The organism is Psychrobacter aquimaris, from assembly GCF_016107525.1.
In the GTDB taxonomy this organism is placed as follows: domain Bacteria; phylum Pseudomonadota; class Gammaproteobacteria; order Pseudomonadales; family Moraxellaceae; genus Psychrobacter; species Psychrobacter aquimaris.
In genome coordinates, this window is sequence record NZ_JABASR010000005.1 from 123,186 (window position 1) to 139,290 (window position 16,105).

At 43.2% G+C, this 16,105-nt stretch carries 15 protein-coding genes; 9 read left to right on the forward strand and 6 right to left on the reverse strand.

Going from position 1 to position 16,105, the window contains the following annotated elements:
- The first annotated feature begins 2 nt into the window (after window positions 1–2).
- Both JFC10_RS06105 and JFC10_RS06110 read left to right on the forward strand, forming a co-directional pair.
- The gene (locus JFC10_RS06105; protein ID WP_193013374.1) at window positions 3–518 is read left to right on the forward strand and encodes a hypothetical protein; all 516 of its coding nucleotides are present in this window, start codon (window positions 3–5) and stop codon (window positions 516–518) included.
- Window positions 519–664: 146 nt separating this feature from the next.
- Window positions 665–1,192, forward strand: a complete 528-nt coding sequence (locus JFC10_RS06110) for a cytochrome b (RefSeq protein WP_198332117.1) — start codon at window positions 665–667, stop codon at window positions 1,190–1,192.
- A 197-nt stretch (window positions 1,193–1,389) separates the two neighbouring features.
- Here JFC10_RS06110 and minE read toward each other — a convergent pair whose 3' ends face one another.
- From minE to JFC10_RS06135, 5 genes are all read right to left on the reverse strand, one after another.
- Window positions 1,390–1,680, reverse strand: coding sequence for a cell division topological specificity factor MinE (gene minE / locus JFC10_RS06115; RefSeq protein ID WP_193013372.1), 291 nt, complete (start codon window positions 1,678–1,680; stop codon window positions 1,390–1,392).
- The gene (minD, locus tag JFC10_RS06120; RefSeq protein WP_193013371.1) at window positions 1,680–2,495 is read right to left on the reverse strand and encodes a septum site-determining protein MinD; all 816 of its coding nucleotides are present in this window, start codon (window positions 2,493–2,495) and stop codon (window positions 1,680–1,682) included. The genes minE and minD overlap by 1 nt, the downstream gene beginning before the upstream one ends.
- A 451-nt stretch (window positions 2,496–2,946) precedes the next feature.
- On the reverse strand, window positions 2,947–3,795 hold the full coding sequence (minC, locus tag JFC10_RS06125) for a septum site-determining protein MinC (RefSeq protein WP_198332118.1): 849 nt from the start codon (window positions 3,793–3,795) through the stop codon (window positions 2,947–2,949).
- A 126-nt stretch (window positions 3,796–3,921) separates the two neighbouring features.
- Window positions 3,922–4,971, reverse strand: coding sequence for a hypothetical protein (locus JFC10_RS06130; RefSeq protein ID WP_406947335.1), 1,050 nt, complete (start codon window positions 4,969–4,971; stop codon window positions 3,922–3,924).
- 333 nt (window positions 4,972–5,304) lie between these two features.
- The gene (locus JFC10_RS06135; protein ID WP_198332120.1) at window positions 5,305–6,267 is read right to left on the reverse strand and encodes an acyltransferase; all 963 of its coding nucleotides are present in this window, start codon (window positions 6,265–6,267) and stop codon (window positions 5,305–5,307) included.
- A 350-nt stretch (window positions 6,268–6,617) separates the two neighbouring features.
- Between JFC10_RS06135 and JFC10_RS06140 the strand changes: the two genes are divergently transcribed.
- The 7 genes from JFC10_RS06140 to JFC10_RS06170 all read left to right on the forward strand — a co-directional run bounded on the left by JFC10_RS06140 (window position 6,618) and on the right by JFC10_RS06170 (window position 15,418).
- Window positions 6,618–7,271, forward strand: a complete 654-nt coding sequence (locus JFC10_RS06140) for an OmpA family protein (protein ID WP_193013367.1) — start codon at window positions 6,618–6,620, stop codon at window positions 7,269–7,271.
- 494 nt (window positions 7,272–7,765) lie between these two features.
- Window positions 7,766–9,226 carry an imelysin family protein gene (locus tag JFC10_RS06145; RefSeq protein ID WP_198332121.1) on the forward strand — a complete coding sequence of 487 codons (1,461 nt, stop codon included), beginning with the start codon at window positions 7,766–7,768 and terminating at the stop codon, window positions 9,224–9,226.
- Between the two features lie 276 nt (window positions 9,227–9,502).
- Window positions 9,503–11,188 carry a di-heme oxidoreductase family protein gene (locus tag JFC10_RS06150; RefSeq protein ID WP_406947330.1) on the forward strand — a complete coding sequence of 562 codons (1,686 nt, stop codon included), beginning with the start codon at window positions 9,503–9,505 and terminating at the stop codon, window positions 11,186–11,188.
- Between the two features lie 144 nt (window positions 11,189–11,332).
- Window positions 11,333–12,484, forward strand: coding sequence for an imelysin family protein (locus JFC10_RS06155; RefSeq protein ID WP_198332122.1), 1,152 nt, complete (start codon window positions 11,333–11,335; stop codon window positions 12,482–12,484).
- Between the two features lie 3 nt (window positions 12,485–12,487).
- On the forward strand, window positions 12,488–14,026 hold the full coding sequence (locus tag JFC10_RS06160) for a DUF1513 domain-containing protein (RefSeq protein ID WP_198332123.1): 1,539 nt from the start codon (window positions 12,488–12,490) through the stop codon (window positions 14,024–14,026).
- A gap of 2 nt (window positions 14,027–14,028) precedes the next feature.
- On the forward strand, window positions 14,029–14,697 hold the full coding sequence (locus JFC10_RS06165) for a M48 family metallopeptidase (RefSeq protein ID WP_198332124.1): 669 nt from the start codon (window positions 14,029–14,031) through the stop codon (window positions 14,695–14,697).
- 115 nt (window positions 14,698–14,812) lie between these two features.
- Window positions 14,813–15,418 carry a methyltransferase domain-containing protein gene (locus JFC10_RS06170; protein WP_198332125.1) on the forward strand — a complete coding sequence of 202 codons (606 nt, stop codon included), beginning with the start codon at window positions 14,813–14,815 and terminating at the stop codon, window positions 15,416–15,418.
- On the opposite strand, the gene JFC10_RS06175 is transcribed toward JFC10_RS06170, so the two are convergent.
- Window positions 15,396–16,088 carry an HD domain-containing protein gene (locus tag JFC10_RS06175; RefSeq protein WP_198332126.1) on the reverse strand — a complete coding sequence of 231 codons (693 nt, stop codon included), beginning with the start codon at window positions 16,086–16,088 and terminating at the stop codon, window positions 15,396–15,398. The genes JFC10_RS06170 and JFC10_RS06175 overlap by 23 nt on opposite strands.
- Between the last annotated feature and the right edge of the window lie 17 nt (window positions 16,089–16,105).

Below are 16,105 nucleotides of genomic sequence, written 5' to 3' on the forward strand. Positions count from 1 at the left end.
GTATGAAACAAATTTTGAAACATTCGTTTGAGGCAGTGAGTTTACTGACCACAAATAACGGTATGCTGGATGTCACTATTGTTCCAGCATTTAACCAACCTGATTGGCTTATTCCAAGTAGCCTGATTTTGAGTGTGGATGATTATAATGAGCGCACGGCAACCTATGAGTGGCAGCAGCAAAAGGTAGAGGTGTGTCATTTGCTGCCACAGGAGCAAATGCCAGATACCATGATTGTATTAGAGGGTAATACTGCAGATCATCGCTTAGCTTTACAAACGGCAGGCGCACTGCACCACCGACAAGTGCGTATTTCTGAAGTCAAAGATATTGAGGTTCCTGAAGAATTCAACACCCCTGAGCAGCTTGATAATATAGACAGCGACAAAACAGCCCTACCTTTTGATGAAAACGTTATGCTATCCTATCTTTTCCAAACGGTTATGATCGATGATAAAGCTTATTTGGTGCCTGACTTAGATAAAATTGCGCATCAGTTGGTCGATTTAGACAGTTAGCTTCTCGCTTATATCAGGGTTAGTTTTCACTATAAGAGAAAAGGGGTTACCCAGTCACTTTGATGATTGCTAAGCGCTGAATGAGTGGCTGTTTTGTCTATAACATTGATGATAGATAATTAGTGATGAGGGTAATAGGACAGCTCATGAATAGTACCAATTCAAATGTGTCAAAGTGGCCAGTCAGCAGCCGGATATTTCACTGGATCAGTGCAGTTTTACTGTTGGTTACGTGGATAATGATTCTGTTGTACGATAATCTGGATAACAATCTTTATATTGGGTTGCATAAAGCTTTTGGCATCAGTTTGTTATGTTGGATGATAGCACGGGTGCTTAATCGCGTACTTACTAAGGCACCGCCACCTGTACCGATGCCGAAGTGGCAGTTATTAGCCTCTAAGCTGTCGCATTTTGGCTTATATGCCTTATTAATTGCAATGCCAATGGCTGGTTTGCTGATGTCTGTTTATGGTGGGCGACCCGTCGATATTTTTGGCTTGTTTCAAATCCCTGTATTTGTCACACCAGATAGAGGGTTGGCTCGCTTTTATAATGATCTGCATACCGATATTATTTGGCCGACCATTATTGTATTTACACTCATTCATATCGGTGCTGCTCTATATCATCAGTTTGTCAAAAAAGACAATTTGATAGCGCGTATAAAATAGTGGGTATCAAAACAGTCGTGGGCTGATATAGATAATCCTACTACTTTATACAATAAAAAAAGCCCTAAGTCATGATACTTAGGGCTTTTTTGTCTTTCTAAGACGGTCTAAATTTAACTAGCAAAAAAGTCGTGAAAGTACGCTATTTATTAGCTTGATCAAATTTGACGTAGTCAAGCATACTTCTTAGACAGATATTACTTTTTGTGCTCAGGTAAACTGATATTCATTTCCAATACGTCTAAACTGTCCTCAGAACGATGATTGATATTCACATCATCAATCTGTACGCCGTTGACGTATTTGTTAACCACTTCTAAGATCTCACGTTTCATTTTTTCGATACGATCAGCTGTTAAGCGGTTGTTTAAGCGATTTTCGCTCGCAACGATAACCTTAAGACGCTCAGTAGCCAAATTAGCGCTACCTGCGCTACTACTGTCGTCAGTACCAAATAGGCTACTCCAAAATCCTTTTTTCTTCGTCATCATTGACCTCCAAACCAGCGCTGTAATAGACTCTTTTTCTTCACATCAATATGACGTAGTGGGCGTTCTTCACCTAAGAAACGGGCGACGATGTCATCATAACATTGACCAGCGACCGAATCAGTATAATGAATAACTGGCTCACCATGGTTAGATGCTTCAAGTACGGAATGACTTTCAGGAACAACCCCAAGTAACGGAACTTTTAGGATGTCATTAGAAATGGTATCAATGTCCATCATCTCATTGGCCGCTGCGCGCTCAGCATTATAACGAGTGATAATCAAATGCTCACGTACAGAGCCTTGGTTTTCTTCAACCTTTTTGGTCTGGCTTTGCAAGATACCAATAATACGGTCTGAGTCACGCACTGAAGAAATTTCAGGGTTAGTGACGATGATCGCTTCATCAGCATGGTACATGGCAAGCTGTGCACCGCGCTCAATACCAGCAGGTGAATCACAGATAATATAATCGAACTGTTTAGACAGCTCAGACATGACCTCTGCCACTCCTTCGTCTGTCAGAGCGTCTTTATCACGCGTTTGACTGGCGGGTAGGATATACAAATTTTCAAGCTGTTTGTCTTTAACCAGTGCTTGCGACAAGCGTGCGTTACCGGTGATGACATCAACAAAATCATAAACAATACGGTTCTCACAACCCATGATCAAGTCTAGATTACGTAGACCTACATCAAAATCGATAACGACTGTCTTATAGCCACGCAATGCTAAACCTGCGGCAAAAGAAGCGCTTGTCGTGGTTTTGCCCACACCGCCTTTACCTGAAGTGATTACAACTATCTTCGCCACAATGGCACACTCCTATGAATCAATGGGATATCTTTTATATAAATAAATAGCGCAATTGCAGATTATTCACATGCTATGTATACACTACCTGCGAAGCTAGCCTAGCATAAATAAACAAAAATTTATAGCACGTCCATAGCAAAGCAGAAAAACAACTTATATATGGATCACAAAGCATTGCTACCTAAAATTTGCTGGCCGATATTACCTATTGTGAATAATAAAATAGACGCCTACGAGTAGTGTAGATAGTGGCAGAGCTAGCGATTCATCATAGAACAGTTTTGTTAAATAAACTTACTATAATATTAAGTGCGCTGTCTAAGCCTCTATCATGGAGATTTTGGCACTAAGCTTTTTCAATAAGCGTCATGTCTTATGAAATTCAGCTTAGTCTGTCTACATTTTTAAAAATTATGGACACATTTATTGTTCTTAACGGTTAAAGCATTTAAGCATCATCCATTACCGTAAATACCAAACCTTCGCCTTCTACAAATCTTACTTGTACAGATTTATCAATCACGTGCTCAGGTAAGTTGTCTCGTAAGCAATAAGTCCCTGCAACGGATACTAATGAGGGATTAAAGACCTGACAAAAAATACGGGCATCTTTGTCACCAGTTGCGCCAGCAACCAAGCGACCTTGGGCACGGCCGTAAACGTGCAAGCTATTATCTGTAATCGCTTCCGCGCCGCTATTGACACTATTGGTTAAAATTAAATCACCGCCAACGTGATTCAGGCTCTGTCCTGAGCGTAGCATTTGATCATAAATTAGGCTGGTAATGTGCTGAGCGCTCATCAGCGTTTCTGCTGTGGCGTTTGCTATCGTTGTTTCTGTATTCGACTCGCTGATGGCTGCGGCATCATTGGTACTGGCTGAATTGCTACTGGCTGAGTCTGTACGCTTATCATCGGCAGCTTTATCCACTTGAGTCGCAGCTTTCTTGCTGGGTAAGATACGCTCAATACGTTTGCCATCAGCAGGGAAGATGGCCAATCGCTGCTCTCGGGCTTGCGCATCTAGTGTACCGGTCACGACGCCAATAGGCTGCAAGCCCCACGACCATAAAAGCTCTACCAATGCTGATAGATCTTGTTCGACCTCGCTATCGATGAGGATGGGGATGTTGCTAGATTTATTACTAAGCGTTGCGGCAAGCTGGGCGTCTATCGCGCTTAAATCATCTGTACTAAACTGCAAACGCGAAAAGGTCAGCATTTTGCCATAAAATGCCAATGCTGGTAATGCTGGTGCGGCGCTTGAGCCTTGGGTGTCATTATCTGAAACTGTCATATATAAATCCTCAAGAGATAATTCTGTCGCTGTATTCACGGTGTTATTTTTATTATCGAGTCATACCATTCATTTGATTGCCAAGCCTAATATCTTGTAGGTAAGGCGTGCTATTAGTAGTATGGATTATAGATTAAGCATCTCTTGATGCTTCCATTGCTGCACTTTTACCTGCGCTTCAAATTCAGTCAAACTGTCATCAATGATACTCGAAATTAAGGTATCTAACGCAGTATTATCAGTATCGATACTAGCAATACCATTGGCAATTGCTACCATTAATGAGTCGAGACGCTCAGGATCTAGAAGGCGTTTATTCAATGCATAAACGACGTTTTCACCTATATTGTGACCGACGTGTTGCAACTGTGATTCAATCAAGCTACCGGCGATCGGTATCATGCGTAGGTAGCGACGTAGCTCAGGCGTATTGGCCAAACCTTCTTCAATAGCATTACCCATCTCGCTTGCCAGTATACTGCCGCCACCTGATGATGCCGTCAACTCCTGCAGTTTTGGTGCTAGCTCTGAGCGCAGTATCGACAGCACTGCTGCCTCAATCTCGTTACGATTACGAGCTATCGTTGATTCAATAAAGGATTTATGCGTTTTAGGATCGGTCAGTTGCTGCCGAAAGTTTTGGATAGTCGTCAATATGACGCGGTCGGACAGCTCTTCTAACAGTAAGTCGATATAAAACCTAATCCGATTAATCCATGGCTGCGGCAGCACTTGGTAACCAAGTTGGTATAAACGTCGCCCAATGATGACCGCTCGGAATAAACGTAAGGCACGTAGCTGCGGAAAGCACCCTAATACCTCATACCAATGGACAAAAGGAAAAAAGAACCAGCGATAATAGACGTTTTGTTTAATCGCAATCGCCCAACGTAGCAGTAGTTCAAAGATCAAAAATAGGGTAAAAAATCCACCAGCGGTACGTAAAGGCTCATGTAAGGTATTTTGATACCAGTTGAGAGCATCGCTAATACTGAGCCATCCTGCTGCATTGCTACTAAAGCTACTCATCAAGATAGCGTCAATACTAATCAATAATAGATCAATACTGATAGCAATAATCATCACGATATCGTAAGTAAGTTTCAAACGATTTGGTGTTGGTCGGTTTGGCGGTGGCAGCGTATTATCGGGCCGACTAGGCGGCTGATTGGGCACAGGCGCTGAGTCTAGAGGCAGGCTAGTAGAAGAGGAAGCGGGCACAGTCAAACCTTATAAATGATAAATAGCACGAAAAATAAGCGGCTCAAATAGTACAGGGCTATCAAGTCACTAATGGTCAAAAAGTCATAAGCTCATGACTATTCACATTATCAATGAATAGAGCCAAAAAACAACCCATCTTTCATTATAATTACGCATTATCATTTACAGCTGGTATTTAGGAGTTGGTATTTAACCTTAGCGTTTGAAACAACAGTGGTCAATCGTGGTTCTAAAACGACCTAAAGTAATTCACTGTTGTGCACCGTTGCTCTCTTAATGATGTCTCTAAGCATTCGGAGCTTTAGGGTTTGTTTCAAACTCAGCCAGCATATCGGTAATACGCTGGTCTTTTTCGCGCCAGACTTTCTCAACCCAATCAAACATTTGTGATTTTACCGCGTCATCGTTTTCGTAGCCGCCATTTTGAATCCCAGCAAACAATGAGTCAGGCATCTCGATATATCTGACATCAACGCCCAAGCGCTTGATATTTCCTTTCCACAAATCCCCATAAGTCGGTACACCATCAGGATAAACAATGGTCATATCTAATATGCCATCGATGTCTTCGCCTAGCGCGTTAATTGCTAAAGATAGGCCGCCTGCCCGTGGCTTCAATAAGTGAGTATAGGGAGACTGTTGTTTTGCATGCTTGGCTTTGGTGAAACGCGTGCCTTCTAAGTAATTTAACAAAGTAAACGGCTTGTCTTTTAACAGGGCACAGGCGCGTTTGGCTTCTTCGATGTCTTTGCCTTGTAGAGCAGGGTTCTTAGCGATGGCTTCTTTAGAATGCCGACGCATCATTGGGAAGTCTAAAAAGTAAAAAGCTTGACCCACAATCGGAATGTAAATCAGTTCAAATTTGGTAAAAAAACGTGTGAGTGGCAGGCGATTTTCGCCAATATATTGCACGATACTGGTATCGACCCAAGACTGATGATTACTGACCAGCAAATATTTGCCATTGATGTGAACGTCATCGGGTAAGCTGATACGCCAATCTTTACGCGGCAACATGTCATCGATCAAGGCACTGTTGCTACTGATCCAATAAGTAGCGATTTTGATGACTGCTTTGTCCGCGATAGGAGCACCAGTGATGACTTTGCCGACACCCATTAACCATAAGGGGATACTACCACCGAAGCTGTTGGCTGCAATAACACCAGTCGCTGTCGCAAGTGAAACGGCTTTGCCTAATTTAGGGTTGCGCTTGTGTATTTTTCGAATAGTAGATGTCAATCGCATGCTAAATCCTTCTCGGTCAGTCTTATTAGTATATGAATTATTCATTGCCAGTTCTATTGCATAATTTTAGCAGAAACGGCTCAGAGTATACGAGTGTAAACGTGACTTGTGATAACATCTTATGATAATGAATAGCCAAAGGTGACAAGACAAACTTATCCAATCACTGTGAAAGCCTCATTAAAGCATTCTGCACTTCTCATACAGAGGTGTGACAAAATATTACACATGGTTAGATTGTAATTGCCATAATAATGACGAGTGTATACAAGCACCTAGACGGAATTAACAGAAAATATTTATAAAAAGCACACTTTGTCTATAATTTTTTAAACTTAAGAGGAAATATTATGCGTAATACATTAATGATTGCAGCAGTAGCGTCAGGTTTGGTTCTTAGTGGTTGTGCTACTGATCCAAACACTGGACAACAACGCTTGAACAAAACTGCTATTGGTACATTGGCAGGTGCTTTAGGTGGCGGTGTTATTTCAAAAGCAACAGGTGGCGATAACACTGGTCGTGATGCCGCTATCGGTGCAGCACTAGGTGCGGGCGTTGGTTATTATATGGAGCGTCAAGCCAAGCAGCTTGAGCAGCAAATGGCTGGTACGGGTGTAACGGTTAAGCCAAATGCGAACGGTAATATTGACCTAGTAATGCCAGGCAACATCACATTCTCATTTGATGATGCGACTTTAAACCCATCATTTAGACCAACGCTTGATAAGCTTGCAGCAACGCTAAATGAGTATAACCAAAACACGATAACCGTTGCTGGCTATACTGATAGCACAGGTTCTGATGCTTATAACCTGAAATTATCACGTGATCGTGCTTATGCAGTAGCGAACTATTTAAGCGCACGCGGTGTGGCTTCTAGTCGTATCAATGTCGTCGCTTATGGTGAGTCTCGTCCAATTGCTGATAACAGCACCGAGTATGGTCGTCAGCAAAACCGCCGTGTTGAATTAACGATCAATGCGCCAAGCAGCGTACGTTAATTCAGCTGATAGTTTGGCTGTCATTATAGTCTTGAAAAGGTCAGTGATAAACTGGCCTTTTTTTATGTCTGATATTTAGGTTTTAAATTCAAAATGATTTTAGGTGTTACGATTCCGTTAGCTTCAAACCAATTTAGAGCTGTTTTTCGTGTTTTTATTTATAAAACAATCGTTAGCTAAATGGTTATATTAATATTAATTAAATATTGATAATGATTATCAATAACACTATAATTTATAAAGCTTTGTTATTGTGGCGATACTAGGGTAGATTCTCAATTCAATTGATTGTGATCCAAATAGACTAGAAACAGCTAAATTTTGTCTAATAGCATCAAATTTCTGGTCAATATCTTGATATTATCTGCGCTGTTTTTCTTGTTTGACTGTCATTTACCTCGTTTTTATCAGCATTATTTAAAATGAGGGTATGCCCTAATGCTCTTTATTATTCAAAGCCCATTTTTCTTTTGCGATACTTTTTGAGGATATGTATGACGATTACCACAGTAACGAGCCGTAAGATTTTACCAACTACTTTAGCTGCTGCACTTGCAGGGTTGTTAATGCTGTCGGGTTGTACCAAGCAAGCCAAGGAAGACACAGACACTACTGCCGATGCGCAAACAGCAGTGCAAGACACAACAGCCGCCGATACGACGAAACTATCAGCGGCTGATCAAGCTTATACCGATAGACTTGTGATTAGCTATGCCAACATGGCGCATGCTGCTTACAAAGATTCGCTAGATACTGCTAAAGTCCTGCAAGCGGCAGTAGAAACATATGTGACAACACCAACCCAAGCAAACCTTGATGCGGCAAAAGCGGCGTATAAAGCAGCGCGCCAGCCGTATTCGCAAACTGAGATTTTTCGTTTTGATGAAGGCTTTGTGACAGCTAATGATAAGCGAGCACTCGGTAGTATCGATGGTTGGGAAGGACAGGTAAATGCTTGGCCACTTGATGAAGCGCTGATTGACTACGTTAGTGATAGCTATGAAGGTGAATATAATAGCCAAGATAATATCATCAATAGCGATAGCATTACGGTCGGTAGTATCAAACAAGATACCAGCACGATCACGCCTGAGCTGTTAGCAGAAATGAATGAGATTGGTGGTAGTGAAGCCAATGTGACGACCGGCTACCATGCGATTGAATTTATGCTATGGGGTCAAGATACCAACGGCATTGGCGAAGGTGCAGGCAATCGTCCAGTGACTGATTATGTGACTGAGGCGGGCCAATGTACCAGTGGTGAGACGGTCAATGAGGATGCTGGTATATGTGAGCGTCGTGGCGCGTTCTTAAAAGCAGCGACTCAATTATTGGTTGATGATTTGACTGCAATGGAAGCTGAGTGGCAGCCTGAGAGTGAAAATACCTTACGTAGCGATCTGATGGCTCGTAAATACGATAATGGTTTACGCCAAATCATGTATCAGATGGGCAGCCTAGCACTGGGTGAGCTTGCTTCTGAGCGTATGCAGGTTGCGTTTGTGACGGGCTCTACCGAAGATGAGCACGAATGCTTTAGTGATCTGACGCATTTGAGCTATGCCAACAATGCCCGTGGTATTCAAAATGTCTTTAACGGCAGCTATAAGACGGTCGCAGGTAAGACCGTTGGCGGTTATGGTGTTAAAAACTATCTCGTCGATACGAACAACAAAGAAGCGGCTGATAAATTGGCTGCCGACTTTGCTAAGGTAGAAGCCGCCTTTAATGTGATCGTTGAAAAAGGCGAAAAAGAAGGCATCAAAGTTGATCAAATGATTGCCACTGCTGGTCAAGTGAGCAAACAAGGTATTTCAGCTGAAGAGCAAAATGTCCGTCGTAGCTGGATTGAAAATAGTATCACTAGCTTACAAGAGCTGACAGCTGGTATCGAAAATGCGGCAAAAGCGGTTGGTATTGACAATTTAGATGCTGACGCAGGCTCGCAGTTTTAAGTTGAGACGTCTTCGTATTCAAAGCTTAATTAGGGTCTTTTCAACAGACCCTATATTTATAATGCCTGACAAGTCGCTATAAGCTAATGAGACTTATTTTTATGGAAAAATAATTTAGGTATAATACACACGTTGTCAACCACCGTTGGCAGCGTATTTTTTACCGTATTAAAATAGCCTGATAGGTCAGTGCATTGCTGTACCTTATCGACTAGAAGTGAAGCACTTTATAGCATGCGATTTTAATGGTTCTAGATTAGAACTAAGGTACTCTTTATGAACACCACGATGAACACCACAAATGTCTTCAAAGCTAAAGCCTCTGCCTCTTTTTACACATCTTTTGTCATCAAAACTACACTATTAAAGCCAGCGTTTGGTATTCTATGCGTGCTATCCCTTAGTGCCTGTCAGCCGATGGACAGTGTTTCTGATGACGTTTCTGAAAATGAAAAATCTGCCATAAATAATGCTGACAACCAAACGCTAACATCTGAACGCCTCCAAACCATCGAAACGCTCGCTGGTGTACCAATGCAGCAATTGGCAAGCTTTGATCCGCAAGAGGTCAAGCAAGGTGGTGATACTGGTATTAGTATTAGTATTAGCAGCGCTGAGAGTTACTCTAAACCTTCATCAAACTTGACCGCGTCACGGAAAGGGCATTTCTTTATTGGTAATGCGTTCTTTCGGCAGCCGTGGGTGATTGCCCCTGCCAGCACCGACAGCCGCGATGGTTTGGGCGCATTGTTCAATGTTGCTGCCTGCCAGTCGTGCCATGTCAAGGACGGTCGCGGTCATGCGCCGATGACCAGTGATGACGATGCCGATAGCTTGCTTATTCGCCTTGCAATGCCAGCGACTACTGATGAGCAGCGTCAGCAATTGCAAAACTCACTTATCGAAAAAGTCGTTCATCCTATGTATGGCGGTCAGCTACAAGATCGAGGTATTCAAGGTGTGCCTGCTGAAGCCCGAATCGCGGTGCAGTGGACAGACAAGCCTGTTACTTTTGCAGATGGTCACATCGAAACATTACGTGCGCCCACCTTTAATTTAACCAAACCAGGTTATGGGGCATTTGATGATGATTTGATGGTGTCGCCGCGAGTGGCTTTACCGATGATTGGGCTTGGATTACTCGAGCAAATACCTGATGAAGCGATTAAAAAACAAGCAGTTGATAATAAAAATAGTACGAATGGCGATATCAGTGGTAAGTTCAACTGGGTGATGGATCCACAGACTGGCAAGCATGCCCTTGGACGCTTTGGCTGGAAAGCAGGGCAAACCAAGCTTATCACCCAAAACCAAAGTGCTTTTAATGAAGACATGGGCTTGACCTCAAATATACGTCCTCATGAATCCTGTATGCCGACACAGACTGCTTGTATGAATGCGACGACTGGTGCTGATGAACAAGGCAATGGTAAGCCGCCCGTCGAAGTCAATGATGAAGTAGCGAAGTTTGTGGAGTTTTATACGCGAAATTTAGCCGTACCACATCGCCGCGATGCTGACGATAAGCTAGTGCTAGCGGGCAAAAAACGCTTTTATGATATGGGTTGCCAAAGTTGCCATACACCAAGATATCAGTTGCCAAAAACCGACGATGACCATCTTGAGCAGCATGGACAAGTGATTTATCCTTATACGGATTTACTGTTACATGACATGGGTGATGATCTTGCCGACCGCACGATTGCTGGAAAATTACCCGCAAAAGATATCCAAGTCGAGTTTTTAGCCAATTCTTATGAATGGCGTACGCCTGCTTTATGGGGTATTGGTCTGGCACAAACCGTCGATCCACAAGCAACGTTTTTGCATGATGGTCGCGCCCGTACGTTGATGGAAGCGGTGCTATGGCACGGCGGAGAAGCACAAAAGCAACAGCAAAAAGTACTCAAACTCGATAAACAAGGTCGTACTGAATTGAATGCGTTCTTACAGTCATTATAGAGATAATGTCATTCAACTATTTTAAATGACTGAATAATGGCTAAGAAAATAAGTGAGTGTTGATGAGGTTATCCGCCCAATCAAATACTAGAGTTCGTAAGGACTAGAATTTAAATAATTATTGATAATATCATTGAGAAATTTATGAAAATAAATCATGCTTTAGCGATGGCCTTGTCGGCCTTAAGCGCAGGCTTACTTATCAGCTGCGTTAAACCTGCTGATGACAATAAAGCATCAGAGGCAGACAGCCAAAAAGTTGTGCAAGACAAAGCAGCATCTACCAGCGCAGCAGAAGATAGTAGTGCGTCTGCGAATCCAGTGACGGCAGTGGAAATCAGTGCTGATACTGAAAAAACCTATTTGGCCCATGTGGCAAATGACATTGTCATTCCAGCTTATGCCGATGCCGCGAGACAGAGTGCTTTACTGCATGATTTGGCACAAAAGCATTGTCAGCAAGTACCAGTTAGCGGTGACGATCTGCAAGCACTGCGCGATCAATGGCTAGTGCTCGCACAAGCATGGGCAGGCGCTGAGATGATTAATTTCGGTCCAGCGACCGCCAGCATGAGTAATTTATATATCAATTACTATCCTGACGAGCGCGGTCTGGTACACAGTGGCGTTGCCGAGCTGATTGCTGCCAATCCTAAGCTCACCGCCGAGCAATTGGCTAACGAGAGCGCCATCGTGCAAGGGGTGCCCGGATTAGAAGAAGCGCTATATGCCAATGACAGTCTGGATGCTGGTCAATGTGCTTATGTGATTAGTGCAAGTAGTGCTTTGAGCACGCGCTTAAAAGATATTGAGAGAAACTGGCAGCAAAATGCCACTGGGCTATTAGCCATTGATAAAACGGCTGAAAGCGATCAAGGGTTGAATCAATGGTTTAATTCTTTACTCTCGTTGGTTGAGACTATGAAGTCTAATGCCATCGATCAACCGCTAGGATTAACAGGAAAGGCAAAAGGTCATTTGCCAGCCGCTACCGCAGAGCAAAGCCGTGCCATTATCAATGCTAAATTGGCCACGTTGAATGAAGCACTGACTGATCCTGTTTTGACGGCTATTTTGGGCAGCAATAATGAAAATGAAGTAGCGGATAACTTATCGACCGCGCTTGCTGATGCCACGACATTATTAGCGCAAATGCCAGAAGACTTAGGGGCTGCTGATAAAGCCATTCAACAAGAGCTTTATGATCACCTCACGACTATCACACGTATTATTAAGCGCCAATTGATTCCGACACTAGGTATCCGTGTAGGCTTTAACAGTACTGATGGCGATTAAAAAATGCACTCTATCGATGCTAAGACAGCAAAAAAATCACAACAGCAGCTAGAAGATAAGCAGTCTAATAATGAGCTGCTAGCGACATCAGCATTGACGATGCTTTCTACTATAATGGGTACCGTAGCGCTTGTCAGTATTCATCATCGTTATCGCAAGCAGCGTCACCCTGATGCCAGCTTGCAAGATTATGTGGTAGGCATACGCTCGCAGTTGCAGTCGTTAACCTCCACACCAAAACCCCAGCTAGCACGGTTTAGTCAAGCCTATCACCAAGCCGCTGCTGCATGGCAACAAGCTTATCATTTACCGATAGATGATCGGAAAAATACCAATCATCATCGCGTCGCTGACTTTAGTGCGCTACATACCACCACCTTATTGACGCGACCCATTTGTTGGGTTAGCGGCGTGGCGTCTATGCCAAAAAATAGCGCATTAGCAAATGATGATAGGCGTGCTGACAATGATTTTGGTGTGGTCGGTATCGACGCTGATAGACAAATCGTTTGGCAAACTACCATGCCTGAACGTGTTCACGATATTGTCGTTCAGCCCGTCGCTGATATTAAAAATGCGTTTATCGATATTAGAAATAGAGACGTCGTGGTGATGGGTCGCCGTCCGAGCGAAAAGTTTTGGGTATTAGACACGACAACTGGACAAGTAAAGTTTGCTATTAAAGCATCTACTTATCGTCATTTTTATGGGCATGCTTGTTATAGTTTAGATGGCAAGTTGCTGTATGTGACCGAGAATGACACCATAAGTTTGGATGGTAAAATCGGTATCTATGATGCTTATGATAATTATAAAAAAATAGCAGAGTATGACTCGCATGGTATTGGACCGCATGAGCTGATTATGCATCCTGATGGTGAGACATTGGTGATCGCTAATGGCGGTATCAAAACCGAGCAAGCGTCGCGTGAAGAGCTAAATTTAGACAGCATGCGTCCATCATTGGTTTACCTCAACCGTCATAATGGTGCTTTACTTGAGCAGATTATGCCTGAGCACAATCAAATGAGCGTGCGACATTTAGCCATGCATGACGATGGAACGGTGATGATAGGCATTCAATTCCAAGGCGAAAAGCATATCAATGTGCCGTTAGTATTGATGCATAAACGCGGTGATACTGATTTTAAAGCGCTCATTATGCCCAATAATCAATGGCAGCGTTTTCATCAATATATTGCCAGTGTGGCGGTCGATAGTGCGCGTAACCTACTATGTGTGACCACACCGATTGGCGGTTGTGCAGCGATTTATGATTTAAACACTCGCACCTTGATAAATGACGTTAGCCTGCCAGATTGTGCGGGGGCAGCAGTGTTGTGTCATCAGAGCGCTAATAAGACAGACAATCATGATGTGCAATCAGGTTTCATCGTTAGTGATGGGCAAGGTCAGTTAACCGCACTAGATGTACATCGTTGGGCAACGGCAGAACTGGATGCTGTAGATAAAAGCGAGCGTATTGTTATAGACAGCAAGTTACATATGATGTCGTTTGATAATCATCTGCAAGCGCTGTGAGCATGAATGTGCCACCAGCATATCAGTCTCCCTTATTAGAAAAGTCGATACAGCGTTTGGCGCAAGCAGATATTGAGCTATACATCACCAAAAAGCGGGTTAAAAATATCAACTTTCGCTTAAAGCCACATCAATTACTGGTATCTGTACCATTGTTTATTAGCTCCGCACAAGCCGTACAGGCAGTGGTGAAACGGGTGCCATGGGCGATAGCAAACCACCCGCAAGTATTAGAGCAATATAAGCGGCAACGAATCCCTTTAGCGCAAGCTTCAACTGCTGACTGTACTCTGCTGTTGTGGGGTGTAGAGCAACCGTTCACCTTAAACAATGATGAAAAAATTGTCTATTATCGGCAACACCTCTCCGAAGCAATGCCTGCATTATTTGATAAATGGCAACCGATTGTCGGCGCTTATGCTAACCAGGTACGCCTAAAAAAGATGCATACGCGCTGGGGCAGTTGTAATACGCGCGCACGGCGGATTTGGCTATCCGTTTATCTGCCTGCTTATCCTATTGCGTGCACCGAATATGTGATTGTCCATGAGCTGTGTCATTTACACCATGCTAATCATAGCCGTGCCTTTTGGCAAACGGTGGCGACTGCGATGCCCGATTATCAGCATTGGCACGATATGCTGGCAGGTAAAGGTGGTCAGCTCGATTAGAAATAATACTTAGGTGGTTTCAGTAATGTCGATAAGACTGATATGATTAATCATAACGATACCAATTATGTCGTTTAAATAATATTCTTATTTATCATACATACAGGGATGTCATATGGAAAACGTCAATCAAGCGCAGTTTTGGCAGCAGCGTTATGAGCAAGACAGTATCGGTTGGGACATGGGGCAGGTGTCACCACCGCTCAAAGCCTATATTGATCAACTGCCAGAGTCTGCCAAAGAGCAAGCGATTCTGGTGCCAGGTGCGGGTAATGCTTACGAGGTGGGTTATCTACATGAGCAAGGGTTTACCAATGTGACTTTGGTTGATTTTGCCCCTGCGCCGATTGCAGCGTTTGCTGAGCGTTATCCTGACTTTCCAGCTAAGCATTTGATCTGTGCCGACTTTTTTGAGTTATCGCCTGAGCAATATCAGTTTGATTGGGTGCTTGAGCAGACGTTTTTTTGTGCGATAAATCCATCACGCCGTGACGAGTATGTGCAGCAGATGGCAGCATTACTGAAACCGAATGGTAAGCTGATTGGGTTGCTATTTGATAAAGACTTTGGACGAGAAGAGCCACCGTTTGGCGGCACAAAAGCTGAATATCAGCAACGTTTTGAGCAGTACTTTGATATTGAAATCATGGCGCCAAGCTATAATTCACATCCTGCAAGGCAGGGCAGTGAGCTGTTTATTAAGATGCGTGTAAAAGCGTAATTTCGTGCTCAATATTTTTTCGAGCCTGCTTTTCTAACCGTGCATAGTAATAACCTGTTAGATAAAGCGTTGGATGCGCCAGTAATTCTTTTAATACTGCTATGCGTCCGACGCGATAATCGCCATCTGAGACATGTGCATACTCTTGGCGTACAGCGTGAGCATACTGTTCATACTCCGACCAAGATGCCCCTAAAATACTTAAGTCCATATCTAGTAAATAAGCGGCATCGCAATATCTATCCTTCTCTTTAGCTTTGTCTGACCATTCATCATTCTCGTCAATTTGATGGCTAGCCGTCATCATAATCAGCGTGTAGATATGCTGGCATTGCTCCGCACTTAAATAACCAGTTAATGACTTTACTGCATATTCTGCGCTTTGTAGCTCATTGTCTGAGCGCGTCGGTTCATATATCACATCATGATAGAACAGTGCTAACGCAATGATATGCGGCTCATGCAAATTATGCTTAACCTGTTCGAACTGCCCAAACAACTGCTGAATATGCTGCAAGCTATGATAAACACGCTGCGTTTCGTTATAACGCATGGCGATATCCTGCCAAAGTATTCTCACTTGCTCTAGCGTGATATGGCTACTCATAGCGGATAAATGCCGCGTGAAAATCGTACCAAGCTCAGTATTTAGCTGCGACAAATCGTCCATTGTTAACCTTCATTTGA

What these genes read in the sequence shown, in the direction of transcription:
- JFC10_RS06105 (WP_193013374.1), top strand. Translation starts at nt 3, where the DNA reads ATGAAACAAATTTTGAAACATTCGTTTGAGGCAGTGAGTTTACTGACC.
- JFC10_RS06110 (WP_198332117.1), top strand. Translation starts at nt 665, where the DNA reads ATGAATAGTACCAATTCAAATGTGTCAAAGTGGCCAGTCAGCAGCCGG.
- minE (WP_193013372.1), bottom strand. Translation starts at nt 1,680, where the DNA reads ATGACGAAGAAAAAAGGATTTTGGAGTAGCCTATTTGGTACTGACGAC.
- minC (WP_198332118.1), bottom strand. Translation starts at nt 3,795, where the DNA reads ATGACAGTTTCAGATAATGACACCCAAGGCTCAAGCGCCGCACCAGCA.
- JFC10_RS06135 (WP_198332120.1), bottom strand. Translation starts at nt 6,267, where the DNA reads ATGCGATTGACATCTACTATTCGAAAAATACACAAGCGCAACCCTAAA.
- JFC10_RS06140 (WP_193013367.1), top strand. Translation starts at nt 6,618, where the DNA reads ATGCGTAATACATTAATGATTGCAGCAGTAGCGTCAGGTTTGGTTCTT.
- JFC10_RS06145 (WP_198332121.1), top strand. Translation starts at nt 7,766, where the DNA reads ATGACGATTACCACAGTAACGAGCCGTAAGATTTTACCAACTACTTTA.
- JFC10_RS06150 (WP_406947330.1), top strand. Translation starts at nt 9,503, where the DNA reads ATGAACACCACGATGAACACCACAAATGTCTTCAAAGCTAAAGCCTCT.
- JFC10_RS06155 (WP_198332122.1), top strand. Translation starts at nt 11,333, where the DNA reads ATGAAAATAAATCATGCTTTAGCGATGGCCTTGTCGGCCTTAAGCGCA.
- JFC10_RS06160 (WP_198332123.1), top strand. Translation starts at nt 12,488, where the DNA reads ATGCACTCTATCGATGCTAAGACAGCAAAAAAATCACAACAGCAGCTA.
- JFC10_RS06165 (WP_198332124.1), top strand. Translation starts at nt 14,029, where the DNA reads ATGAATGTGCCACCAGCATATCAGTCTCCCTTATTAGAAAAGTCGATA.
- JFC10_RS06170 (WP_198332125.1), top strand. Translation starts at nt 14,813, where the DNA reads ATGGAAAACGTCAATCAAGCGCAGTTTTGGCAGCAGCGTTATGAGCAA.
- JFC10_RS06175 (WP_198332126.1), bottom strand. Translation starts at nt 16,088, where the DNA reads ATGGACGATTTGTCGCAGCTAAATACTGAGCTTGGTACGATTTTCACG.